Genomic DNA, 22836 nt, shown 5'->3' on the forward strand with positions numbered 1-22836 from the left:
TCAATCGTGCAATCGAATACTGAGCTGCAAGCCGCGCTTGCTAATGGTCGTCTGCAAGGCAAGGTGGCAATTGTGACTGGCGCCGGATGCGTCGGGCCGGGCTGGGGCAACGGTCGTGCGGTGACCGTGCTGTTTGCAATGGCCGGCGCACGCGTTTTCGCCGTCGACAAGAGTCTCGACGCAATGGAGGAAACCATTCGCCGCGTGCGTGAGGCCGGCGGAGAGGTGACGCCTTACACGTGTGACGTCACCGATTCCGTGGCCGTCAAGGCCATGGTAGCGGCGTGTGTCGAAACCTACGGCAAGGTCGACGTACTCGTCAATAACGTCGGCGGCTCCGCCTCCGGTGGTCCGGTAGATCTGTCTGAAGAGAAGTGGGACGCCCAAGTCGCTTTCAATCTGAAGAGCGTCTTCCTGGCATGTAAGCACGTTATTCCAGAACTCGAACGTGCCGGGGGCGGTGCCATCGTCAATACGGCATCAACGTCCGGCATTCGCTGGACGGGCTCCGCGCAAGTGGCCTACGCCGCTTGCAAGGCTGGCGTGATCCAGCTCTCGAAGGTTGTCGCGGTCGAATATGCGAAGAAGGGCATTCGTGTGAATACCGTCGTTCCTGGCCAATTGCACACGCCGATGGTGGAAGTCCGTCTGGCCGGTCAGCGTACGGGCGGCGATATCGACAAGCTGCTGGAAGCCCGCCTTGCACGTATTCCTCTGGGCTTCATGGGCGACGGTCGAGATACCGCTTATGCCGCATTGTTCCTTGCCTCCGACGAGGCCCGTTTTGTGACGGGAACCGAACTTGTGGTCGACGGCGGCATGACCGCACGTTGCGATTGAGGTAGCGCAGACGTATGTCGACACATCGCGGCGTCTGGGATTGCCATACCCATATCTACGGACCTTGGAAAGCCTTCCCGCTGCCTGAGGGTGCCGCCTATCTGCCGGCCCTCGCGCCCATGGACGATCTATTGGCCATGCACGACCGCATTGGCGTTTCGCATGGCGTGCTGGTACAAGCGGCTTGCTATGGACGCGATCACAGCGCCTTGCTTGACGGTATCGCCATGACGGGGGGGCGGTATCGCGGCGTTGCGCTCGTCGACGATGCCACCACGGACGCCGAACTGCATCGTCTCGACCAAGGGGGGGTGCGCGGCGTTCGTTTCAACTTTATGGGGCACCTGCCTGGCGAGCGCAACTTCGCTCGACTGCGTGAGACCGCAGTGCGTGTGAAGGCATTGAATTGGCACGTTCTGGTTCACGGTCGTCTCGATCAGATCGTTCCTGTGCTCGACGCGTGGTCGGATCTGGATATTCCTATCGTCGTAGATCACATGGGGCGGCAGGACGCTACGCTGCCGATCGACGAAGTCGCGATGAAAGCGTTGGAACGACACCTGGAAAACCCAATGCGCTGGGTCAAACTCTCCGGCGTCGACCGATTGATGCAAGGCGCGGCACCTCCGTGGGATGCCGCGTTGCCGCTCGCGCGTCGCCTGCTCGAGGCGGCGCCCGATCGGGCGATCTGGGGCTCGGATTGGCCGCATCCGAATATTGCGGGGGATGTGCCTGACGATGCTGCACTACTGGCATTCGTTCGCTTGGTGTGCGCCGACGAGGCTACTGCGCAGGCGGTGCTCTGCGATAACCCGATGAAGTTGTACGCCTGAGAGAATATCGATGTCCACACCGATTGCCCTGAATTCCACGTCGAGAGACAGCGCTGAGCAAAGCGCATGCCGAAAGGCCGCGTGGCGGTTGATCCCGCTGCTGGCTTTTGCTTATTTCATCAACTATCTGGATCGCACCAACGTTGGCTTTGCGGCGTTGACCATGAACCGGGACCTGGGCCTTAGCGCATCGGCCTTCGGATTGGCCGCCGGGATCTTTTACGTCGGATACTGCCTATTCGAAGTGCCCAGCAACCTGGCACTTTATCGGTACGGTGCGCGTCGCTGGCTCGCTCGCATCATGATTACGTGGGGGCTGTTCGCGGCCGCCACGAGCTTCGCCGTCGGCCCGACTAGTTACGCGTTCATCCGATTGATGGCCGGCATTGGCGAAGCCGGCTTTTTCCCCGGCGTGATCTTCTACCTGACGCTCTGGTTTCCGTCGCAGTTTCGCACGCGAATGATGGCCATTTTTCTAGCCGCCATTCCGTTGTCGTCGGTGTTCAGCGGCCCGCTTTCCGTTTCGATGCTGCAACTCGACGGCGTGCTTGGACTACACGGTTGGCAGTGGCTCTTCGTTCTGCAAGGTCTGCCCGCGTGCGTGCTTGGCGTGGTGTGTCTGTTCGCGCTTCCCGACGGGCCTGCGCACGCGAAGTGGCTTACCGATGACGAGCAGCGAGCGCTGCAGGACGCATTGGAGCGCGAGCGTTCAACGACGCACGAGCGCGATTTCCGCAAATCGCTCAAGGATTCGCGCGTTTGGTTGCTCGCCGCGATTCTCTTCAGCTACATCATCGGGATTCTGGGGATCGGCGTCTGGATGCCCACTATCCTCAAAACACATCATCTCACCGACATGCAGGTTGGCCTTGCAACTGCCGTTCCGTACATTGTCGGCAGCCTGGCAATGCTGGCGTGGGCGCGCGTGCTCGCCAGGAAGCGTCGCTACGTCAAGCATCTCGTGCTGACGTGCGCCGTGGCGGCCATCGGCTTTTTTGCGTCGGTAGCGTCCAGCTCGTTGTTGCCCGCCATGTTCGGCCTGACAGTGGCGATTGTGGGTCTGTCGTCCGTGCGGACCTGCTTCTACAGCATTCCGGCGACCTTCCTCGACAAGCAGGCAGCGGCCGGTGGCGTCGCATTCATCAATGCAGTGGGCAGTCTGGGCGGCCTGGTCGGGCCGGCCATGGTCGGCTGGCTCAAGGACGTAACCGGATCGTTCAATGCCGGCTTGATGGGGATGGGCGGGATGCTCGTTCTCGCGACGCTGCTCTCGGCCTATCTCAAGGCACAGGTCAAGGAGGCCTGAAACAATATGACCGACACGTGGCAACCCAATTTGCGCACCCCCGATCCGGCGATCAGAATCCTGGACGACCGGTTCGCACACTACCGTCTGCCTCACGCGCGCGTCGAGAGATTGTGGACTGGCGCGCGCTGGGCTGAAGGCCCCGTCTGGTTTGGTGACGCACGCGCACTGTACTGGACCGATCTCCCCAACGACCGAATCCTGCGGTGGGACGAAGTGACCGAGAGCGTCAGCGCCTATCGCACCCCATCGACCAAGGCCAACGGGCTGACACGTGATCGCGAAGGACGGCTGATTGCCTGTGAGCATGGTGAGCGTCGCGTAACGCGCACCGAGTATGACGGCAGTATCACGGTGCTCGCCGAACGCTACCAGGGTAAGCGGCTGAACTCGCCCAACGATGTGGTCGTCTCGCGTGACGGCGCCGTGTGGTTCACCGATCCGCCGTTCGGTCTGGTAAGCGACTACATGGGGCAAGTTGCGGAAGCCGAACTGCCGGGGGGCCTCTACCGGTTGGACCCGCAGAGCGGTGAGCTCGCGTGTATGGCGGACGACATCCCGGGACCCAACGGGCTCGCGTTCTCTCCCGATGAGACGATTCTTTACGTGGTGGCGTCACGCGCGCGTCCGCGAACGATCATGGCGTTTGATGTCGTGGGTGGCGCGGCATTGCGTCGTCCGCGCGTGTTGATCGACGCGAAGGACGGAACGCCGGATGGCTTCCGTGTCGATGTCGATGGCAACCTTTGGTGTGGTTGGGGGACAGGCAGTGCCGAACTCGATGGTGTGCGGGTCTTCGCGCCTGACGGATCGCCGATCGGTCACATCGACTTGCCTGAGCGTTGCGCCAACTTGTGCTTCGGTGGTCGCCATCGCAATCGTCTCTTCATGGCGGCGACGTCGTCGCTATATTCCCTGTTCGTCAACACACGCGGAATGACCTGATTTCTAGCAGACTCGCCGACCATCGATAAATAGAAAAGAGAAACATAGGAGACAACTTGATGATTCGTCGTTCATTCGCTCGCGCGGCTATTGCCTCCGGCATTTGTGGGCTTGCCGTGTGTATGGCATCAGTGGCCGCTCAGGCGGCGGAAGTCCATGTGCTCGCCACCGGCGCGTTGCGAGCTGCCTTTGCACAGGTCGTGCCGGCGTTCGAACGTGAGACCGGCAATCACGTCGATATCGAGTGGGGGCCCTCGTACGGCACGTCAGGCGATGCGCTTCCTACGCGGATTCGCGCCGGCGAGCCCATGGATGTCTGTTTCATGATCGGCGCAGCGCTTACCGATCACGTCAAGCAAGGCTACTTCGACCCCGCGTCGCGAGTGGATCTGATGAGTAGCGGCATCGGTGTTGCGGTAGCTCCCGGTGCGGCGAAGCCGAACGTAGCAACGGTCGACGATCTGCGCAAGTCGCTGTTGGCGGCGAAGTCGGTGGCGTTCTCGGAAGGTGCGAGTGGTACCTACATCACGCAAACGTTGTTCGAGAGACTTGGTGTGGCACAGCAGATGAAATCGAAGAGCGTGCTTATCCGCGGCAAGGAACTCGTCGGCACGGCACTGGCCCGCGGCGACGCGGAGTTGGGTCTGCAGCAAATCAGCGAGTTGCGTGCTATCTCAGGCATTCAGTACGTGGGGCCGTTGCCTGCGGAAGTGCAGAAGGCCAGCGTGATTGCCGCAGCCATTGGTGTGCACGCCAGAGAACGCGCAGCTGGCCAAGCGTTAATCGACTATCTGCGAACGCCGGAAGCGCGGGCCCTGATGGCGCGCAGTGGGCTGGACCCGATCTCGAAGTAGGCGGCTCCCCCACGCATTCTCGGCATTGCCGGTCAGCCGGACACGCTCCGCTGGCTGTTGCCCACGTCGCTCCCCCGTTCACTACGTCAATGTATGGCCCCGGCTGTTGAGCCAGCGCCGCGGGTCGCACACGGTGTTTCTATCGTCGCTTCGGGCAACTGAGCCGGAGCGCCAGGCCACCCATCGTTATTCATTCTTACTGGCAGACCATTCACTGAGGATTTGGAAAATGACCTGCATCCGTACCATCTCTGCTGCCGTCGTTGCACTGGGCGTGAGCTTCGGCGCGCTTGCCGCTAACGTGGAACACACCCTCGTCAAGCACGACAACGTGCAGATTGACGTCATGCGCCAGGGTAAGGGCCCGTTGATCGTGATGTTGCCATCGCTTGGCCGCTCGGGCCGCGACTACGACGATGTTGCGGCTCGACTCGTTGCTGGCGGCTTCCGCGTGGTCCGTCCTGAGCCGCGCGGAATTGGGCGAAGCGTGGGCCCGATGGAATCGCTGAACATGCACGACTTTGCGCGTGACGTCGCTGCCGTGATTGAGAACGAGCATGCGGGTCCAGCTGTCGTCGTTGGGCACGCATGGGGCAACTTTCCGGCTCGCCAGGTGGCGACGGATCGCCCGGATTTGGTTCGCGGTGTCGTACTCGTCGCAGCATCCGCCGGCAAGGTTCCGCCGGGTTCGACCGAGAAGCCGATTGGTCCAGAAATGCGCAAGGCGATTGACGGTGCGGGAGACCTTCGGCTATCGCGTGCCCAGCGTCTGATTTACCTGAAGGAAGCATTTTTTGCGCCTGGGAATGACCCGACGGTTTGGCTGGACGGATGGCATCACGATACCCACGAGGCTGAATCGCACGCGCGAAACGTCACGCCGGTGGATGACTACTTTGCGGCCGGCAGTGCACCGATTCTCGATTTGCAGGGAGAGAGCGATCCTGTGGCTCCCCGTCGTTTCTCCATGGTGCTCAAGTCCATGTTGGGGGATCGGGTAACCGTAGTGGTCGTGCCGAATGCCGGTCATGCGTTTGCCCCGGAGCAACCGAAGGCGATGGCCGACGAAATTGCGAAGTTTGCGCGTCGCGTCTCTTGGACAAAGCAGTAACGCGGGCACTTCGATACTTGGGCTGACTTCCCTGAGGGCAGCTCAACATTTGACCTATCTGTACGTGGAGAGTAGATCATGGTGAATGCGAACCGCCCCGGATTTTGTGGAGGCTCCAACTCTTGAGAGAATGGAGCTATGAACAAGAAGGTAACCAAGTTTTCCCCGGAAGTCCGAGAGCGGGCGGTGCGCCTTGTGCGCGAGCAGCGTGGCGAACATCCGTCGATGTGGGCGGCGATCGAGTCGATTGCGCCGATGATCGGCTGCACACCGCAGACACTGCATGAGTGGGTCAAGCGCGACCAGGTCGACCACGGTGAGCGCGATGGCGTGACCACAGACGAGCGCGAGCGCCTCAAGGCCTTGGAGCGCGAAGTCAAGGAGTTGCGTCGTGCCAACGAGATTCTCAAGGTCGCGAGCGCGTTTTTCGCCCAGGCGGAGCTCGACCGCCGTTTCAAGTCCTGAAGGCCTTCATCGATCAGCATCGCGACACCTTCGGGGTCGAGCCGATCTGCAAGGTCTTGCGGATTGCCCCGTCGGGTTACCGACGCCATGCCGCGCAGCTTCGTGATCCATCGCGGCGCTCTGTTCGCGCAATCCGCGATGAACGTCTGCGGCCGGAGATCAAGCGTGTGTGGCAGGCCAACATGCAGGTCTACGGCGCGGATAAAGTCTGGAAGCAGATGAACCGGGAGCGTATCGCGGTGGCGCGCTGCACGGTCGAACGTTTGATGAAGCAACTGGGTTTGCGCGGCGTGATGCGAGGCAAGCGTGTTCGCACGACTGTTCCTGATGCCATAGCCCCGCGCCCGCTGGATCGGGTCAATCGCCAGTTCAAGGCGGCACGGCCAAACCAGCTCTGGGTTTCTGACTTCACCTACGTTTCGACGTGGCAGGGCTGGCTGTATGTGGCTTTCGTGATCGATGTGTTTGCTCGCCGTATCGTCGGCTGGCGAGTCAGCAGTTCGATGACCACGGACTTCGTTCTGGATGCCCTTGAACAGGCGCTTTACGTGCGGCGCCCGGGCAACGACGGAACCTTGATACACCATTCCGACAGAGGGTCCCAATACGTCAGTATTCGCTACAGCGAACGGCTGGCCGAAGCGAGCATCGAACCGTCGGTCGGCAGCCGGGGAGACAGCTATGACAACGCCCCGGCTGAAACGATCAACGGCTTGTACAAGGCTGAACTGATTCATCGCCGCACCTGGAAAACGCGGGAATCCGTTGAACTGGCAACGCTGCAGTGGGTGGCCTGGTTCAATCATCATCGGTTGATGGAACCCCTCGGCTATATCCCGCCCGCCGAAGCTGGGGCAAACTACTATCGGCAACTTGAAACAGCTGCCGCTGAACTCGCATCAACTTAAACCAACCAGCCTCCACGATTTCCGGGGCGGTTCAAAAGTCATACCAGGCGTGCGACTGTCGTCGGCCGCGGCGTTCGTCCCGGATGTTTCCCTGTTATTCGCTGTTTCGAGTCAGTCGTCGTGGTCACCAGCGCGCCCTAGCCCACACAGCATCTGGTAAATGGCTAGATTGGGGGAGTAAGAAAGGCCCGAATTCCCTGCAAATTTCCCTGTTAGCAGGGGGCGTGACGTGAGACAAACCATGCCCGGACTCACCGCTCCGCCAAGCACACAATGAAGCCCTTGAATTTTCAAGGGCTTTTTTGTTTTTGTGCGTTTCGGAATGCCGTTTTGGTGTGTCATGGCATGCTTGCTGCAATCGACCAGGTTCGGCGTGCGTTGGACATCAACAAGCCAGTGACAGCAGGATGGAAAGGCCCTCGAAGAATCACTCGGGGGCATCTCCCAACAGCAGCGCTTGTGCCTCGACGACCACCTCCACCAGTAGATCGGCAAGCAGCCGCACGCGTGGCGAGCGTTTGACATCGGGATGCATCACCAGCCATAGCTTTCTTACGATGGTGCAGACAGGATCGGGGACCAACGCCAATGCATCGTCGTTGGCTGCCAGGAAATGAGGGAGTACCGCGATTCCCAGACCCACACGGGTAGCGTTGAGTAACGCAGTGAGATCGTTGCTCTTGAAGACAAAACGCCGATTGCCGGCAACCTGGCTCAGCCAGCGCTGTTGCGGTACCTGGTCAAGACTGTCGTCGTAACCCAGGAACTCCCACGCATCAGCCGGTCGACGGGTATAACCATGGGCGGCGTAAAGTCCATACCCCATGTCCCCAATGCCACGCGCCGCCAGTCCCGCTGCCGTCGGCCGCGACATTCTGATCGCCAGATCGGCCTCGCCCCGCGCCAGATTGGCATCCCGCGATTCACCAATAACCTCCAGATCGATGTTCTGCCATCTGGCGCGCATGGCGGCCAGGCGAGGCACGAGGAAATGACCCGCCCAGGCAGGGGGTGCCGACAGCCGGACCGTTCCCTGCAAGGATGAAACGCCGAGCGCTACCCGCGAAAACGCCTGGGCTTCGTCGTCCAGTCGGCCAGCCTGGGCGACCAGCGTTTCGCCTTCCGCCGTCAGTGACCACGCTTTGGGCAAGCGGTCGAAAAGTCTGATCCCCAGCGACTGTTCCAGTGCCTCGACGCGCCTTGCCACGGTCGAGTGCTCGACGCCGAGCCGCCGAGCCGTGCCCGACAGGCTGCCCGTGCGCGCCAGTTCCAGAAAATAACGTACGTCATCCCATTGGAGAGCGCGCTTTCCAACGCCAGTCATTGCTGTGTTTTTTTGCACAGTAAATGTCAATATTTGGAAAATTGATGTGGCATTTTGCTAGACGTAAGCTGTGCTTGCAAGCTCATCCATCAGGAGAACACCATGACAGAGCGCGAATCATTTCACGCTTCATCAGCAGCGTCCCAGATCGTTATCAGTCAATATGGCGACGCGGCGGCACTGACCACCGTAGACGAAGCGCTGCCTCCGCCGGCCGCCGGCGAAATCCGAGTCCGGCACACGGCGATCGGGGTTAACTATGTCGATATCTATCACCGCACCGGCCTCTATCGTCTGCCGTCGCTTCCCGCAGTGCTTGGCGTCGAGGCCGCTGGCATCGTCGAGGCGCTCGGGCCGGATGTCGACACGGTGCGCCTGGGCCAACGCATTGCCTACGCCGGCTTACCCACCGGCGGCTATGCCAGCGCCCGCAACCTGCCGGCCGACCGGGCCATCGCCTTGCCCGACGACGTACCCGACGATGCGGTGGCCAGCCTGCTGTTGCGCGGCATCACCACTCATATGCTGCTGACTTACGTCTATTCGCTGAAGGCTGGCGAAACGGTGCTCGTGCACGCCGCGGCCGGAGGTCTCGGGCTGGTGCTCGTGCAGTGGGCAAAGGCCATGGGCGCTCGCGTCATCGGCACCGTCAGTTCATCGGCCAAGGCGGAACTGGCCATCGCACACGGATTGGACCACGCCATCAATTACCGCGATCAGGACTTCGTGGCAGAGGTCATGCGGCTGACGGATGGCGAGGGCGTCGATTACGCTATCGACGGCATCGGTGGAAAGACCCTGCTCGATACCCTCGGCTGCGTTCGTCCTTACGGTATGGTCGCCAATGTCGGCCAGGTGGCGGGTGACCCCGGACTGCTCGATCTGTCGCTGCTCGGCCCGGCGCGTTCGGTGGCGCTCTCCCGGCCCGGCGTCTTTCGCTTCATGACGGATCTGGCACGTTACCGCGAAGGTGCGCTGGCTACGATCCGGCAACTGCAGGCCGGGCTGCGGCCGACGATCGGCGATGTCCTTCCGTTGAGCGAAGCGGCGGAGGCACATCGCCGGCTCGAAGCCGGGCAAACTGTCGGTGCCATTCTCCTGCGTCCCTGAGCAAAAACAACGAGGATCATCATGCTGTTTCTCATCCTTCTCGACTATCTGCGCCCGTTGTCCGAAGTGGACGTCCACATGGACGACCATCGCGCCTTTCTGAATCGCCATTACGCAGCGGGGCACCTCCTGCTCTCGGGCCGGAAGTCGCCACGAACCGGTGGCGTAATTCTCGCCAGAGCCAACGCGCTTGACGAAGTCTCGCAATGGATTTCCGAAGACCCCTTCCATCAGGCCGGGGTCGCCAGCTACCAAATCATTGCCTGGGAACCGACGATGGCCGCTCCGGGCATGCCCGACTTAGGAGCGTAGCTTTGCGCTCCATGCCCAAGCGGCAGCGCTGCGAACGGCGCCATCAAATCATTCGGATGCGTTCGCCAAGCAGATGCTTGGCCGTGAGAAGGTGCCGTGCCGACGATACGGTCACCTAGCTTGAAGTCGGCGTTCGACCTGCCGGCGCTCGGATACGCTGACCTCGGCATCCCAGCCAAGCAAGCACGACGCGAAAGACCGAGGCTCACCGATCCGCGAAGCTTCCCTGTCATGCGATGACCCTATGACAGGGAAGCCGATGGGCGATATTCTTCTAGTGCGCCAGAAAGTCGATGACCATGCGATTGAATGCGTCCGCGTGCTCCCACTGCACCCAGTGTCCGCAGCGGTTGAACACGTGCAATTGCGCATTCGGCAAGCCGGCCAGCAGTCGCAGGCCGACGTCCATTGGCACAAACCGGTCGTCACGCCCCCAGACGATCAGCGTCGGCGCCGCGACCTCGCCCAATCGTGCGCCATAGTCCGTGAACTGTTTCGGATTCGCAGCAAGACTCTTCACGAAATTCTCGAGGTGGTCGCGATTCGCGAGCATGTTGTCGAGCCGGGCCTGCATCAGATCCTCGGTGATCGAACTCGCGTCGAAGACGAACACGTTCATCATGCGCTTCAGGTTCTCGATGGTCGGATCCTTGTACAGACCATTGAGCAGTTTGATGCCTTCCGTCGGCATGGCCACGAATTGGCTCGGACCGCCGGTGCCGCCTCCCATCAGGATCAGCTTGCCGACGCGCGCGGGATTCGACAGGGCGAACGCCACGGTACTGTGTCCCCCCATCGAATTGCCGATGATGTGCACGCGCTCGATGTCGAGCGCATCGAGCACGGCCTTGAGCACGCGTGCGTTCAATTCGGAACGCGATCCGGTGTTGACGACCGGATCGCTTTTTCCCCAACCGGGGCAATCGACCAGCAGCACGCGGTAGCCGGCGTCGACCATCGGCTCGACGTTGCGGTTGAAATTGGCCCAGCCGGTCGCGCCCGGTCCGGACCCATGCAGCATCACCACCGTTTCGGCGCCACTGCCGGTATCGTTGTAGTGAATGCGATATTCCGTGTCCGCGTCGCGGATCGTCACGAAGCGGCTCGTGGACGCTTCCGTGAGCGCCATGTCGGCCGATTGCGTTGTCGTCATAATGACTCCCTCTACGAATAGTGAATCGTTGAGGACGGCGCGCCTCGTCATGAAACACGCCACCCTCCCAAAGACTTTCTCAAGCACTCGACGAAGCTCGGCGCCGGCCGGTCATCGCCCCGGCTGAGTGACGCCGGCGACCATGCGCGGTGCGAACGTGCTCACCACGCTCAGCGCGGCAACGGCTGCGATCACGATCAACGGAATGCTCGAGGACACCAGCATCGACGCACTCTGCCCCAGCGCGAACAACTGACCGGCGATCAGCGGCCCCAGGATCGAACCAAGACGCCCGACGGCCACCGCCGCCCCCACGCCCGTGCCCCGCACTTCTGTGGCATACGCCTGCCCGGCCATCGAATACAGCACCGACTGCCCCCCGACCAGGAACAGCCCGCAGAAGAAGGCGCCGCAGGCCATCGTCACCGCACCGTTGGCCCCCGACAACCCGGCCAGTGACAACGCAATGCCGAGGTACATGCCGATCACGGTCAGGCGCGGCGAGTAACGATCCATCACGTTCGCAATGCCGATCGCCCCGATGCCGCCACCGATGTTGAACATCATGATGGCCATGCCTGCCTGCGCGCGCGACAGCCCGTTGGCCACGACCATCGACGGCAGCCAGTTCATCAGGAAGTACAGGACGATGAGCGTGCCGAGGTAGCTCGTCCACAGTGCGATCGTCGTGCGCGTGCGGCCCTCCTTCCACAGCGCGTGCGTGATGCTCGGTGTCGCGCCGGGCGCGTCGTGCTGCGCCGTGGTGCCGCCGACGCCGGAGTCACGCGTCACACGCGTGGCGACAAACTGTGCCGACTCACGCAGATAAAGCCCCAGCAGTGGCACCATCAACATCGGACCGAAGCCGCCGACGTAAAACACGTGTCGCCAGCCCTCGTCGCCAGGACTCATGATGCCGATCACGGCAGCGAATGCTGCGCCGAACGGCATGCCGCAATACATGGCGCCAACAGCCGTGCTTCGCTGGCCTTCCGGTGCAGCTTCGGCGCACAGCGCGATCAGATTTGGCATGGCGGCACCGAGACCGAGACCGGTCAGAAAGCGCGCCGTCAGCAGCGATTCGAAATTCCAGGTGTGTGCCGTGGCGAGCGAGAAAATGCCGAACAGCGCGACGGACAACATCAGCACCCGTTTGCGCCCCCAACGGTCGGCCAAACGCCCGCCCAGTGCCGCGCCCGGCAACAAGCCGATGGCACCGGCGCTGAACGCCCATCCCATCTGCGCCACGGAAAGCGCGAACTCCTTTGCGATGCGTGGGGCCGCCACGCCGGCCGACTGCAGATCGAGCCCTTCGAGCAGGGCGATGGCCAAACACAGTGCGATCGTTGCGAGGCTACCCTTTGCGGGCGCCGCGCCTTGCGGTGATGATGCTTGCATTGCTTTGTCTCCAGTTCCAGGAAAATCCGCTCTTCTTGGCGGTCGTGTTGAGTCTTGGGAGTTGCGCGCTTTACCTCTCGATGTTCGACGGCGAAAAGTCTGGTTCACAAGCGACCTAAGTCGCATTAGTTCGTCGCATCGGTTCACCCCATGACGTTGCCGCATTGCATCGCCTTGACTCGCATAGCACCGCCACCAGTCGTCTTGCGCTGCTGCCCGATGCGTCCCGATGTGTCCGCGTGTCCTTGCGTGTGATGGCGCGTGCGTGGGCTGCCTTACGCAAACGTCGCGCGTACGCTGCCCAGACCTTCGATTTCCGTGACGAACGTACCTGCCTCGGTAACGGGGACCATCGGCCCGAGTGCGCCGGTGAGCACCACGTCCCCCGCGCGCAGCGGCGTGCCGAGTTGCGCCATGCGGTCGGCGAGCCAGACTGCGGCATTCAGCGGGTTGCCCAGACAGGCCGCGCCGTTGCCGCGCGAGCGCACTTCGCCGTTGTGCGAAAGCGTCATTGCGCAGGCTGTCAGGTCAATGTCGGCGAGCGCGACCGGTCGGCTGCCCAGCACGAACAGCGCGCTCGACGCGTTGTCGGCCACGGTGTCGACGAAGCGGATATTCCACTGCTCGATGCGGCTGTCGACGACTTCCACGGCCGCGACCGCGTAGGCGGTGGCGCGCAGAATGTCGGCGAACGTGTGTTTCTCGCACGTGAGGTCACGCTCGATCACAAGCGCGATCTCGGCTTCAACCTTGGGCTGGATGAGGCTCGCAAGCGGCATCGGCTGCGCGTCGCCGTAAGCCATGCCGGCAAACAGCGCGCCGAAGTCGGGCTGATCCACACCGAGTTGCCGCTGTACCGCGAGCGATGTCAGGCCGATCTTCCGGCCGACGATGCGCTCGCCCGTGGCGGCGCGCGCGGCGACGTTGCACTGCTGCACGGCATAGGCGCTCGCCATGTCGTCGGGTGCGATCTCGCCGCGAACCGGTGCAATGGGCTGGCGCGTGGCCTCGGCCCGGCGAAGACGCTCGGCGAGGGTCTGAATCAACGGGGAATTCGACATTGGGGACTCCTTCTATCAGGCGGCCGCGGCCAGCGCCGTTTGCGGCGTGGCGTGCATCGCGGCAAAGCCGGCGATCCATTCGGGAATCGCACGGTAGTAATCGAGGGACGCGCCGTACTCGCCATAAGCGGCGAGTGCCGCGAACGCTGCGACCCACGTACGGATTTCGTGGGCCGATTTGCCGCCGTCGCGCGTGATCGCGTCGTTGCTGATGTCATCGACGGCGCTCAGATGCCCGTCGCAGAGCAACGAGAGAAACGCGTGGTCCCACTGCGGATTGAGCGGATGCAGATGACTCGTTCCCGCCGTGAACGCTTCGGCGGCGGCCACCGTGCGTGCCTGACGCGCCGCGCGCGACTCTGCGGACGGGTTACGGCCGGCGATCAGACGCTCGGCGACCTCCTCGGTCGCACCGATCAACTCGGGCACGGGCGGCTCGTGCGAGATGCCGCCCGATCCCACCACCAGCACGCGCTTGTCCGTGCGCGCCAGGTGCCGGCCGATGGCATCTCCCAGCAGGCGAGACCGGCGCAGCGTCGCCATCGGCGGCGCGACCGAGTTGATGAACACCGGCACGACCGGGTGGGCATCGAGCCCGCCTGTGAGCACCTCCAACGCATAGGCGCAGCCGTGATCGACCTGCATGCGGTACGACAGCGCGACATCGACCTCTGACGCCAGCACATGCTCGGCGAGCGCATGCGCGATATCTGACGGGACCGGCAGCTTGCCGGCCAGACTGTTGAAGTCGCCGATCGCCGTGGCCGCCGCGCCGATGCAGAACGGCGGCATGACGTCATAGAAGAAGCCGTTGAAGTGATCCGGCGCGAATACGACGACCAGTTCGGGATCGAACGCGCGCACGCGCTCGCGTGCCTGCGCCTGCACCCGCTTCACGTCGGACACGATGTCGTCGGGCGGATCGAAATAGCCGTGCAACGGTGTGTGCGAAATGCATTCGAGATGAATCGGCATCACTTAGGCTCCGGCAACTTGCTGCATGACGAGGGCGGGGGCGTGATGCTGTGGCGCGTGCAGCGGCGTCGCCTGCCGCACCGGATCGTCGGAGAGCGCTACCTTGCCGGCTAGCGCGATCAGTGCGTCCGACACTTCCTGCGGAGCGCAGACACCCGCGACGAATCGATCGGGGCGCAACAAGACCACGGATTGCGAACGCGCACCGAACCAGTCCTTCAGTCGATTGAGTGGATCGCCGATCGCGATCACGCTCTCCGGCACGTCGTCGGTGTGCGCCATCTGCACGTCGGGCTTGGCCAGCACGAAGCGCACGCCCAGTGTCTCGGCAACGGCGCGCGCACGCGCCGTCAGGCCGAACGTCGGGTCGGCCCCCCATCCGAGCACGGCAAAGTGATTGCCGATGACGTCGTCGAGACGTTGAAGCTCGCCGGTCCCGGTGCGGACACTCGGCTGAATGAACAGACGCCCGACCGGCGAACTGGCAAACGGGTCACGGCCATACACCCGGCGGCCGAGCCACGAATCGCGCTTCTCGCTCATCAGGCCCAGCAGACGGCCCGGCGCCGAATTGCCCGAGCGCTTCAACAGGCGCGCCAGCCAGCCGCCGGTGGATGTGGAGGGGGGAAGCAACACCACTCCCGCTTCGTAGCGCGGCATCGGCTTGAAACGCATTTCCACGAAGTAGCGCCTGACCGACGGAAACAGGTTGAAGCTGCGCACGAAGGCATCACGGAAGCGCACGCCGAAGCGCGTGGTCGGTGCAAAGATGTCGCCCGCGACTTCGGAGAGGTGGATCATCGAGCGCGCATGTGGCCGGCGCTCGGCGGTGTACGTGTCGAGCAGGCTCGGGAGACTCTGCCCCTTGATCACCATCGCAAGCTTCCAGCCCAGGTTGTTGGCGTCGCGAATGCCGCTGTTGTAGCCCTGCCCCTGCCATACGGGCATGATGTGCGCCGCGTCGCCCGCCAGCAGCACGCGATCCACGCGGAACGTTTCCGCCAGACGCGCGTTGTGCGTGTAGACCCGCTTGCGGATGTAGTCGACCCGGTCCGGATGCGCGACCACCTTGCGAATCAGCGCCGCCATGTTCTCGGGCTTGGAGAGTTCTTCTTCCGTCTCGCCCGGCATGACCATGAATTCGAAGCGGCGAATGCCGTGGGGCAGGGCGGCGGTAACGTATGGGCGTTCGTGATCGCAGTGCAGATAAACGTGAGGCGAGCCCACCGGGTCGTTACGCACATCGACCACGATCCACTGGTTGGGCTTCGTGCGTCCTTCGAACGGCACCTGAAGCAGGCGACGAATCATGCTGTTGCCGCCGTCGGCGCCGACAACGTAACGTGCGCGAATCGTACGGACTTCGCCATCGCTCGTTCGCGTGCTCAGCGTCACCCCCCGAGCGTCCTGCGCGAGCGCCTCGACGCCGTGCCCGAAACGCACATCCACATGCGCGAAGCGCTCGAGCCCCTCGAACAGCACCCGATCGGCGAGCGGTTGAATGAACGCGTTGCGGCGCGACCAGCCGAATTCGTCGGTACGCGGCTCGATCGACGCGAAGCAGTGACCATCGCTCGTGACAAACCGCATCCAGTGATCGGGGGTCGTATGCGGAAGCAGAGCGTCGGCAAGGCCGACGGCCTGGAATACACGCAAGGCCTCGTCGTCCAGACCGATGGCGCGCGGGTAATCGATGAGTTGATCCAGCTTTTCCAGGATCGTGACGCGCACGCCTTGCAAGCCGAGAATATTCGCGATCATCAGCCCAACCGGGCCGGCTCCGACGATGGCCACGTCCGTCGAAATGTCGGCAGTGGTGTCAGCCACGGCACTGGCGGCTTTGTCGAATGTACTCATGTGTCTCGCTCCTTTTTTGAGCGCGAGCGCGCCCCGCACGCCGGTCTGGCGCGTTCGAATGGCGTGCTGCGTTCGTTGATTCCGTCGCGGCTCGTGTCGTCCGCTAATCGTTGGGCCGGGGTCGGTCGTCGAGCGGGGCGTCTTCGACGACACTCGCTCACACCGAAAAGAAGGTGTCTCCGCTAGCGCTCTGATTTTTCGATGAGTCTAGGCAGGTCGCGAAAAGCGCTCAACAATTTCGTCGAAATGTGCATAGAATGCACATCATTGATTTTAAATACGATTTCATGAGCAAATATCCGAACGTGCGCGGGCTATCGCGCGGCCTGCTGGTACTGCGGGCGCTCAACGCGATGGCGCGGGGACGCGCGACGCCGCAGCAGTTGAGCGAAGCGACGGGACTTCACCGCACCACCGTGCGCAGACTGCTGGAGACATTGCTGGAAGACGGATTCGTGCGACGCAGCACCTCCGACGACACCTTCCGACTGGCGCTCGCGGTGCGCTCGCTCAGCGAGGGCTTCACGGACGACGAACGCATCGCGACCGTCGCACCGCCGATCATGGGGAAGTTGATGCAGCGTGTGGTGTGGCCCTCCGATCTGACCACTCCCGACGGCGACGCCATGATCATCCGCGAGACGACACATCGTTTCAGCCCGTTGTCGTTTCACCGCGCCATGGTCGGGCGGCGCCTGCCGATGCTGTTCACGGCTGCTGGACGGGCGTACTTCGGTATGTGCCCGGAGGCGGAGCGCGAGGACATTCTCGATTTGCTGCGAACGGGCGCGGGCGGGGAGTTGCAGCAGCGGTTTGCCGGCGACGACGCGTTCATCCGCAATCTCGTGCGACAGACGCGCGAGAACGGCTTCGGCTCGAATCATGGCGACTGGCTCGACCAGCGCAAGATCGGCGCGGTAGCGGTCGCCATTGTGTCGGAGGGACGTGTGCTGGCGAGTCTTAACGTGATCTATCTCGATCAGGCCGTGAGCCCGGCCGAGGCCGTGCGGCGGTTCGTGCCGCCGCTGCAGGAGGCGGCGGCGCAGATGGCGGCCGCCGTGGCGCCGGCCGCCCCGGTGCATGCGGCGTCCGCTGACGATTAAGCGCCACTGCTTGCCGTGGCGGCTTGGGTCTGGACGTCGATCAATTCACGTCAGCCCGGAAGACGGCCCTTCTCGTCGGGCACGCCAGGCGCTAAAGCTGAAAACGCCGGCTGAGGCGTTCGCGTTAGCCGCTTGACCCGTGCTGGCTCCGCTGGGTCATTACACCTCAGCGAAACAACCAGCCGGCGACCGCCTTCGTGTAGCGCGGCATCACGACGTAGACCATCAGCAACACGATCACCGCGGAACCGGCCATCCGGGCGACGATCGACTCGCCGGGGAAGGGCCACAGGGCGAATACCGGCCCGAGCAGCCAAGGCACCAGGACCGACAAGGGAAAGATTGCAGACCACGTCACCAACCACTGCTTCCATGGCGTAGCGGGCTTGTGCGCAGGAGGCTCGAACCAGAATTCCAGTCCCGTGCGGATCTGGTAGCGATCGCCCTTCGGCAAAAAGGGCTGCATACGCTTCAGGAATTCGCGGCGTTCGGCAGACTCCATCCAGCGCGTGAGGTTTTCAAAGCCGTCGAAACGAATGATCACCACATAGGTGTGCTGCTGACCGAGCGGCCGGATCACATCGGTGGAAAGATAGCCCTCGAAGCTCTCGCAAGTCTTTCGGATGTCGGCGAGCCATTGCTCGTAGCGATGCGTCGCTTCGGGAATGATCTCGTGGGTAATGATGCTCGTGACGATGTCGCTGGGCTCGCGGGTCATGATGGGCAACGCGCAGGGCGTGATGGGGAGAACGTCATCATCAAATCACAGTCCAGCGGGCTCACCAATAGCACAAAGGTGTGCCGCGCCCGGCGCGCGTGAGATAGACGTGCACGTCGCGAGCCGTGAATGGCTGATTGACGCCCAATCGGGGGGAAGCGCATTCTAGCGAATCGTCCGAAGCGCTCGATCCGGGCGGTTAATACCAAGTGACGATGGCGGCGCCGGCACAGAGCCATTAGTCTTCCTTGTGATCGGTCGTCAGGCGTTGCAGCACAACACCAGACGCCCTCCAGCACCGTCGGCACCTCGCGTCGCAGATGGCCGGCGAGCAGTGCCGACACACTTGGTGCGGCCGCCACGGTGGCGGCCCGCGGTGCAAATGCAGCCCACGCCGGTTTCAACCCGAAGTTGCCCTCGCTATTCCGCCATTCCTTCCTCGGAGCGCAGACGATGAATACGATCACCACCCAAGACGGCACGCAAATTTTCTATAAAGACTGGGGTAGCGGAAAACCCGTGGTCTTCTCGCACGGCTGGCCGCTCAATGCCGACGCCTGGGACGCGCAGATGCTCTTCCTGGTACAGCACGGCTGTCGTGTCATCGCGCACGACCGTAGGGGACATGGGCGTTCCAGCCAGTCGGCGCATGGCAACGATATGGATACCTACGCAGACGACTTGGCGTCGCTGCTGGACTCGCTCGACATTCAGGGCGCTACGCTGGTCGGTCACTCGACCGGCGGTGGCGAAGTCGCGCACTACATTGGCCGGCACGGCACCCAGCGCGTCGCGCGCGCGGTATTGATCGGCGCGGTGCCGCCGATCATGGCCAAGTCAGCCGCCTATCCGAACGGCTTGCCGCTCGAGGTGTTCGACAACATCCGCAAGAGCGTGGCAGACAATCGCTCGCAGTTCTACAAGGACCTGGCGGTGCCGTTCTTCGGTTTCAACCGTCCGGATGCCAAGGTGTCGCAAGGCACCGTCGACGCGTTCTGGGCGCAGGGCATGACCGGCAGCATTCTGGGCCAGTATCTGTGCGTCAAGGAATTCTCGGAAGTCGACTACACGGAAGATCTGAAGAAAATGACGATCCCGACGCTGATCCTGCACGGCGACGACGACCAGATCGTCCCGATCGGCCATGCCGCCGAGCTGTCGGTCAAGATCGCCCCCAACGCCAAGCTCAAGGTGTACAAGGGGGCGTCCCACGGCATGTGCGTGATCAACGCCGATCAGGTCAACGCCGACCTGCTGGCCTTCATCAACCCGTGAGCTTGCTGGGCGTTCTGATCAGCGTGTGTTAACCGAGGTGCTCTATGGCTCCCCTCCCGCCGTCGCCGGATGTTTCATCTGCGGTTGCTCGCAAGACGTGTTCGCTACCGAGCTGGATCTACTGGCTCGCGCTGTTGCTATTGTGTAGCGCTTATCTGCAAGGTGGCATCGACAAGGCGATGGATTTCCCGGGCGCCATCGCCGAGATGCGGCACTTCGGTTTGTCGCCGGCCGCGCCGATGGCACTGGCCGTTATCGTGCTTGAAATCGGCGCGTCACTGTTGATCCTGACGGGCCGGTGGCGGTGGTTGGGGGCGTTGGCGTTGGCCGGATTTACGCTGGCGGCGTCGTGTCTCGCCAACCGGTTCTGGGCCGCGCCTCCCGAGGCGCGGCTGATGCTTGCCAACGGCTTTTTCGAGCATCTCGGACTGGTGGGCGGATTCGTCGCCGTCGCTTGGTATGACCTGAGCACAAACGTTTGCCGAGGATCGTGATGACACGCTTTCGCTCGTCTCATTTGACGTGAGGCGTCTCGTCGGGGGAGCGGGTAAGGAGATCCCGGTGCCCGAGCAAGGCGAACGCCGTATCCTGATGCCGCTCATGCGGTCGCTACGAGGTCGCCGCCCCGACGAGATGTGTCCTATGAGCGCAGGCGCGCCAGCTTATCGGCCACCACCGCCCGCACCACCGGCACCCACCCCACCGCCAACCCCGCCGCTCATGCCGCCGCCCATGCCACCTCGGCCGCCGGTACCGCTGCCGCGCGCCGGAGGCATATCCGGCAGCGTCACGCCGCGCTCGCGCGCGCGCTCCTGCATCTGGCGGTGATGTTCCAGTCTCAGGGCCTCACGCTCGCGCACCGTCTTGGCGGCACGCATCTTGGCGCGATACTCGTTACGTTCGCTCGGCGTCATCAACTGGCTGCCGTAGATGGTGTCTCGCGACTGCGTTTGTGTCCGGTCTCGGGTTCTGTCTTGAAGCAGGTCTTTGTCTTTCAGACGGTCTCTGTCCTGAAGCTGATCCTTGTCCCGCAACTGGTCTTTTGTCTGGTCCTGAGCTACGGCGACTCCCACGGTTCCGCCCAGTAGCAAGGCGAGGGTTGAGGACAAGACCAACGAGGCAATCAATTTGCGCGATTTCATGGTGTTCTCCAATCGTTGTATGCAGGGCAATTCCTGCCGGGTTACGAAACGACCAATGCGATTGCGACGAGCGACGGCTTTCCAACCACGTCTGATGCTCCTGAACGTGATAGCCGCTCACCCCTCTGCGCTTGCGCGACGGCCGCAATGGCATGCGCGCAAATCGATACGACGGCCATTATTTCGTCGGCCAGACGTGGCATGCTTACTTCCTCGGCGCGGGCGTCGCGGCGAGCGCCATTCGTTGTTGCTCTGCAATCTGGGCGATCTGGTCCGCCTGTGTGTCGTTCATCCTGGCGCACAGAAGGAATCCGATTTTCTTGACGGCTCCGGCGGTGACCGGTGCCTTGGCCACCAGGCCCAGCAACGTGCCGGCCAGTTCCGGATTCGGTGCGGGCTTGATCAGTTCGCTTTGCAGGTTGCCCATCAAATATGGCGCGGCGATCTTGCCGCTGGCGGCCAGCGCCGGATCGACCTCGCCGCGCGCCGTGTTCAAGCGCAACAGATTGCTGCCACTGAATTGCTGCGCGGCTGTCATACCCAGCGATACGCCTTGGCAGCGCGGTGAACTGTCGAGCGAATTGCGCACGTTGACCGCCGGACCACCCCCCGGGCCCGGAATGAAGTCGGACGTGTCACCGATCGTCGGGGTGGTTGTCTCGGTTCCCGGGTCGGGCGGCGTCAATGGATCATCCGGGTTGGACCACCCGCCCCAGTAACGCAGGCGCGTGCGGCCCACGTCCTCCAGGCGGGCCGCTCCACTGCCGTAGCGGCCGACCCCCTCGGGCACTTGCCCATTGCCACGTATGCCGCTGCCGCCGCCGAAGCGCTCAGCACCTGGCGAGGGATGAGAGGTGGCGCCCTGGTGTTGGCCGCTTTCGTGACCCTCGTGTCCGTAGCGCGTGCCATGGCCTTTTTCCACGGTCCCCCCGGTTTCCCCGCCTGCATCATGTCCGCCACCGCCACGCCCACTGCCGCCGCCGTTATGGCCACTGGCACCGCCGCCGCTGTCATGCCCTCCGCTGCTGCCGCCACTGTCATGGCCGCCACCTCCGCCTGCGTCTTGCGCGTTGGCGAGCCCGATCACAACAGAGACGATTGGCGTGCCAATGCGCTCCGGCGCGAGCAGAGATGTGCCGATTGCCGCCATGGCAAGCATGGCGACCCGGACCTTATGTTTCATGATGGCGCCCATTTCTCGTGGCTCGAACGTTCAATGGCGAATGACGTGACCAACTGCGCGCGGCGGCGATCAGCCATGCGCTTCCGCAATCGCTGCGCGCACTGCTTCTGCAATGGCACCAAGTTCGGCATCCGAAATACCAGTGGGTAGCGTCAGCGTCATGATCTTGTTGATGGCGTCGACAGTTGCGGTACTGACCGGCAATGTCTTGTCGGACGCCGTGCCAATGAACACCGCAGCAAGAAGGAGCGCACGGGTCGCCGACGTGCTCGCGTCGTAAGTTCCCGAACTGCTGACGATCTGACCGGTGGTCAGCAGATTTTTATAGAGCGCCAGGTTTTGTAGTGGCGAGTCGACCATGACAACCGACGTATCGGTGAACGTCTGCTTGACTAACGTTTGCAGCGCCGCGACTTTCTGATCCATGGTGAGCGCGGCGTTGTCTGCGATCGCCAGAACCTGGTTATAGAACGCCGGTTGCATGCTGGAGAGCGCATCGGCCAGCGAGCGGTCAAGCACATGAGACGGCGCGCGGGCTACGTTCAGGCGACCCAGTTCAAGATCCGAAGGAATGCCTTCCTGCGCCCAAGCCGGTTTGCCTCCTTGAGTGCCCGGGGCTGGCTTGGAGCCTCCGCCGCCATACTTCGGCCCTTTCGCATCGCTGTCGGCGCTCGGGCCGCCTTGGCCGGAACCGCTTGAACCCGCATCAGTTGACGAGCCGCGCTTGCCCTTGTTGCCGCGCTCGGCGCTTGGCCCGCCCGCGCCCTTCGGTGTGCCGCTTTGAGCATGCGCGGATGAGATTGGCGCCAGTGAAGCCAGCCAATTCGGGGCGGTGCTGCTGACACTCATGACCATGCCGAGCGACGCTGCGGTGGCAATGACGATTCTGGTCATGGATAGGGGTTTGGTGGACATGAATTTCCTCTCGTTGCATGGATATGGAAGTGCGCCGATTCACGTGAT

At 62.8% G+C, this 22836-nt stretch carries 22 protein-coding genes and 1 other annotated feature; of the genes, 12 read left to right on the top strand and 10 right to left on the bottom strand.

Going from position 1 to position 22836, the window contains the following annotated elements; genetic code table 11:
• Positions 1-6: 6 nt before the first annotated feature.
• The 7 genes from OYT13_RS06190 to OYT13_RS06220 all read left to right on the top strand — a co-directional run bounded on the left by OYT13_RS06190 (position 7) and on the right by OYT13_RS06220 (position 7262).
• Entirely contained in the window at positions 7-840 is an 834-nt protein-coding gene (locus tag OYT13_RS06190; protein ID WP_268567445.1) for an SDR family NAD(P)-dependent oxidoreductase, read from the top strand.
• A gap of 14 nt (positions 841-854) precedes the next feature.
• Complete coding sequence (locus OYT13_RS06195) at positions 855-1673, top strand: amidohydrolase family protein (protein WP_268567446.1); 819 nt, start codon at positions 855-857, stop codon at positions 1671-1673.
• Between the two features lie 10 nt (positions 1674-1683).
• Entirely contained in the window at positions 1684-2979 is a 1296-nt protein-coding gene (locus OYT13_RS06200) for an MFS transporter (protein ID WP_268567447.1), read from the top strand.
• Positions 2980-2985: 6 nt separating this feature from the next.
• Positions 2986-3924 carry an SMP-30/gluconolactonase/LRE family protein gene (locus OYT13_RS06205; RefSeq protein ID WP_268567448.1) on the top strand — a complete coding sequence of 313 codons (939 nt, stop codon included), beginning with the start codon at positions 2986-2988 and terminating at the stop codon, positions 3922-3924.
• Between the two features lie 59 nt (positions 3925-3983).
• Positions 3984-4778, top strand: a complete 795-nt coding sequence (locus tag OYT13_RS06210) for a molybdate ABC transporter substrate-binding protein (RefSeq protein WP_268567449.1) — start codon at positions 3984-3986, stop codon at positions 4776-4778.
• A 106-nt stretch (positions 4779-4884) separates the two neighbouring features.
• A complete protein-coding gene (locus OYT13_RS06215) occupies positions 4885-5889 on the top strand; it encodes an alpha/beta fold hydrolase (RefSeq protein WP_268567450.1) in 1005 nt (334 codons plus the stop codon).
• A gap of 138 nt (positions 5890-6027) precedes the next feature.
• A protein-coding gene (locus OYT13_RS06220; protein WP_268567451.1) for an IS3 family transposase occupies positions 6028-7262 on the top strand; the annotation gives its coding sequence in 2 pieces (ribosomal slippage) (positions 6028-6319 and positions 6319-7262; 1236 coding nt in all).
• Positions 6309-6425, top strand: a sequence feature (AL1L pseudoknot). (Overlaps the previous gene by 117 nt.)
• Positions 7263-7689: 427 nt before the next feature.
• On the opposite strand, the gene OYT13_RS06225 is transcribed toward OYT13_RS06220, so the two are convergent.
• Entirely contained in the window at positions 7690-8586 is an 897-nt protein-coding gene (locus tag OYT13_RS06225) for a LysR family transcriptional regulator (RefSeq protein ID WP_268567855.1), read from the bottom strand.
• 102 nt (positions 8587-8688) lie between these two features.
• Between OYT13_RS06225 and OYT13_RS06230 the strand changes: the two genes are divergently transcribed.
• On the top strand, positions 8689-9696 hold the full coding sequence (locus OYT13_RS06230; RefSeq protein ID WP_268567452.1) for a quinone oxidoreductase family protein: 1008 nt from the start codon (positions 8689-8691) through the stop codon (positions 9694-9696).
• 21 nt (positions 9697-9717) lie between these two features.
• Complete coding sequence (locus OYT13_RS06235) at positions 9718-10008, top strand: YciI family protein (RefSeq protein ID WP_268567453.1); 291 nt, start codon at positions 9718-9720, stop codon at positions 10006-10008.
• 274 nt (positions 10009-10282) lie between these two features.
• Here OYT13_RS06235 and OYT13_RS06240 read toward each other — a convergent pair whose 3' ends face one another.
• The 5 genes from OYT13_RS06240 to OYT13_RS06260 all read right to left on the bottom strand — a co-directional run bounded on the left by OYT13_RS06240 (position 10283) and on the right by OYT13_RS06260 (position 16452).
• Entirely contained in the window at positions 10283-11161 is an 879-nt protein-coding gene (locus tag OYT13_RS06240; RefSeq protein ID WP_268567454.1) for an alpha/beta fold hydrolase, read from the bottom strand.
• 111 nt (positions 11162-11272) lie between these two features.
• Positions 11273-12559 carry a 3-(3-hydroxy-phenyl)propionate transporter MhpT gene (gene mhpT, locus OYT13_RS06245; protein WP_268567455.1) on the bottom strand — a complete coding sequence of 429 codons (1287 nt, stop codon included), beginning with the start codon at positions 12557-12559 and terminating at the stop codon, positions 11273-11275.
• 275 nt (positions 12560-12834) lie between these two features.
• Positions 12835-13620 carry a 2-keto-4-pentenoate hydratase gene (gene mhpD / locus OYT13_RS06250; RefSeq protein ID WP_268567456.1) on the bottom strand — a complete coding sequence of 262 codons (786 nt, stop codon included), beginning with the start codon at positions 13618-13620 and terminating at the stop codon, positions 12835-12837.
• Between the two features lie 15 nt (positions 13621-13635).
• Positions 13636-14595 (bottom strand): 3-carboxyethylcatechol 2,3-dioxygenase, encoded by a 960-nt coding sequence (locus tag OYT13_RS06255; protein WP_268567457.1) that lies wholly within the window; start codon positions 14593-14595, stop codon positions 13636-13638.
• A 3-nt stretch (positions 14596-14598) separates the two neighbouring features.
• Positions 14599-16452 carry a bifunctional 3-(3-hydroxy-phenyl)propionate/3-hydroxycinnamic acid hydroxylase gene (locus OYT13_RS06260; protein WP_268567458.1) on the bottom strand — a complete coding sequence of 618 codons (1854 nt, stop codon included), beginning with the start codon at positions 16450-16452 and terminating at the stop codon, positions 14599-14601.
• 287 nt (positions 16453-16739) lie between these two features.
• Here OYT13_RS06260 and OYT13_RS06265 point away from each other — a divergent pair, with 287 nt between their 5' ends.
• Positions 16740-17555 (top strand): DNA-binding transcriptional regulator, encoded by an 816-nt coding sequence (locus OYT13_RS06265; RefSeq protein WP_261938979.1) that lies wholly within the window; start codon positions 16740-16742, stop codon positions 17553-17555.
• A 166-nt stretch (positions 17556-17721) separates the two neighbouring features.
• Here the strand turns inward: OYT13_RS06265 and OYT13_RS06270 are convergent, their stop codons facing one another.
• Complete coding sequence (locus OYT13_RS06270) at positions 17722-18273, bottom strand: antibiotic biosynthesis monooxygenase (RefSeq protein ID WP_268567459.1); 552 nt, start codon at positions 18271-18273, stop codon at positions 17722-17724.
• A gap of 453 nt (positions 18274-18726) precedes the next feature.
• Here OYT13_RS06270 and OYT13_RS06275 point away from each other — a divergent pair, with 453 nt between their 5' ends.
• Together OYT13_RS06275 and OYT13_RS06280 are read left to right on the top strand one after the other, a co-directional pair.
• Positions 18727-19548, top strand: a complete 822-nt coding sequence (locus OYT13_RS06275) for an alpha/beta fold hydrolase (protein ID WP_261938973.1) — start codon at positions 18727-18729, stop codon at positions 19546-19548.
• A 44-nt stretch (positions 19549-19592) separates the two neighbouring features.
• The gene (locus OYT13_RS06280; RefSeq protein ID WP_261938972.1) at positions 19593-20042 is read left to right on the top strand and encodes a DoxX family protein; all 450 of its coding nucleotides are present in this window, start codon (positions 19593-19595) and stop codon (positions 20040-20042) included.
• A 168-nt stretch (positions 20043-20210) separates the two neighbouring features.
• Here OYT13_RS06280 and OYT13_RS06285 read toward each other — a convergent pair whose 3' ends face one another.
• The 3 genes from OYT13_RS06285 to OYT13_RS06295 form a co-directional block, all read right to left on the bottom strand.
• Positions 20211-20690: a hypothetical protein gene (locus OYT13_RS06285; RefSeq protein WP_268567460.1), complete on the bottom strand. Its 480-nt coding sequence runs from the start codon at positions 20688-20690 to the stop codon at positions 20211-20213.
• A gap of 205 nt (positions 20691-20895) precedes the next feature.
• A complete protein-coding gene (locus tag OYT13_RS06290; protein WP_268567461.1) occupies positions 20896-21885 on the bottom strand; it encodes a hypothetical protein in 990 nt (329 codons plus the stop codon).
• A 57-nt stretch (positions 21886-21942) separates the two neighbouring features.
• Positions 21943-22788 carry a hypothetical protein gene (locus OYT13_RS06295; RefSeq protein ID WP_261938969.1) on the bottom strand — a complete coding sequence of 282 codons (846 nt, stop codon included), beginning with the start codon at positions 22786-22788 and terminating at the stop codon, positions 21943-21945.
• Positions 22789-22836 lie beyond the last annotated feature (48 nt).

This window comes from Pandoraea sp. XJJ-1 (assembly GCF_026802345.1).
GTDB classification, from domain to species: Bacteria; Pseudomonadota; Gammaproteobacteria; order Burkholderiales; family Burkholderiaceae; genus Pandoraea; species Pandoraea cepalis.

Excerpts from the sequence above, each read along its gene's own strand:
- mhpD (WP_268567456.1), bottom strand. The coding sequence starts at position 13,620 with ATGTCGAATTCCCCGTTGATTCAGACCCTCGCCGAGCGTCTTCGCCGG.
- OYT13_RS06235 (WP_268567453.1), top strand. The coding sequence starts at position 9,718 with ATGCTGTTTCTCATCCTTCTCGACTATCTGCGCCCGTTGTCCGAAGTG.
- OYT13_RS06265 (WP_261938979.1), top strand. The coding sequence starts at position 16,740 with ATGAGCAAATATCCGAACGTGCGCGGGCTATCGCGCGGCCTGCTGGTA.
- OYT13_RS06195 (WP_268567446.1), top strand. The coding sequence starts at position 855 with ATGTCGACACATCGCGGCGTCTGGGATTGCCATACCCATATCTACGGA.
- OYT13_RS06255 (WP_268567457.1), bottom strand. The coding sequence starts at position 14,595 with ATGCCGATTCATCTCGAATGCATTTCGCACACACCGTTGCACGGCTAT.
- OYT13_RS06275 (WP_261938973.1), top strand. The coding sequence starts at position 18,727 with ATGAATACGATCACCACCCAAGACGGCACGCAAATTTTCTATAAAGAC.
- OYT13_RS06260 (WP_268567458.1), bottom strand. The coding sequence starts at position 16,452 with ATGAGTACATTCGACAAAGCCGCCAGTGCCGTGGCTGACACCACTGCC.
- OYT13_RS06225 (WP_268567855.1), bottom strand. The coding sequence starts at position 8,586 with ATGACTGGCGTTGGAAAGCGCGCTCTCCAATGGGATGACGTACGTTAT.
- OYT13_RS06295 (WP_261938969.1), bottom strand. The coding sequence starts at position 22,788 with ATGTCCACCAAACCCCTATCCATGACCAGAATCGTCATTGCCACCGCA.
- OYT13_RS06230 (WP_268567452.1), top strand. The coding sequence starts at position 8,689 with ATGACAGAGCGCGAATCATTTCACGCTTCATCAGCAGCGTCCCAGATC.
- OYT13_RS06285 (WP_268567460.1), bottom strand. The coding sequence starts at position 20,690 with ATGAAATCGCGCAAATTGATTGCCTCGTTGGTCTTGTCCTCAACCCTC.
- OYT13_RS06270 (WP_268567459.1), bottom strand. The coding sequence starts at position 18,273 with ATGACCCGCGAGCCCAGCGACATCGTCACGAGCATCATTACCCACGAG.
- mhpT (WP_268567455.1), bottom strand. The coding sequence starts at position 12,559 with ATGCAAGCATCATCACCGCAAGGCGCGGCGCCCGCAAAGGGTAGCCTC.
- OYT13_RS06240 (WP_268567454.1), bottom strand. The coding sequence starts at position 11,161 with ATGACGACAACGCAATCGGCCGACATGGCGCTCACGGAAGCGTCCACG.
- OYT13_RS06290 (WP_268567461.1), bottom strand. The coding sequence starts at position 21,885 with ATGGGCGCCATCATGAAACATAAGGTCCGGGTCGCCATGCTTGCCATG.
- OYT13_RS06210 (WP_268567449.1), top strand. The coding sequence starts at position 3,984 with ATGATTCGTCGTTCATTCGCTCGCGCGGCTATTGCCTCCGGCATTTGT.
- OYT13_RS06280 (WP_261938972.1), top strand. The coding sequence starts at position 19,593 with ATGGCTCCCCTCCCGCCGTCGCCGGATGTTTCATCTGCGGTTGCTCGC.
- OYT13_RS06205 (WP_268567448.1), top strand. The coding sequence starts at position 2,986 with ATGACCGACACGTGGCAACCCAATTTGCGCACCCCCGATCCGGCGATC.
- OYT13_RS06200 (WP_268567447.1), top strand. The coding sequence starts at position 1,684 with ATGTCCACACCGATTGCCCTGAATTCCACGTCGAGAGACAGCGCTGAG.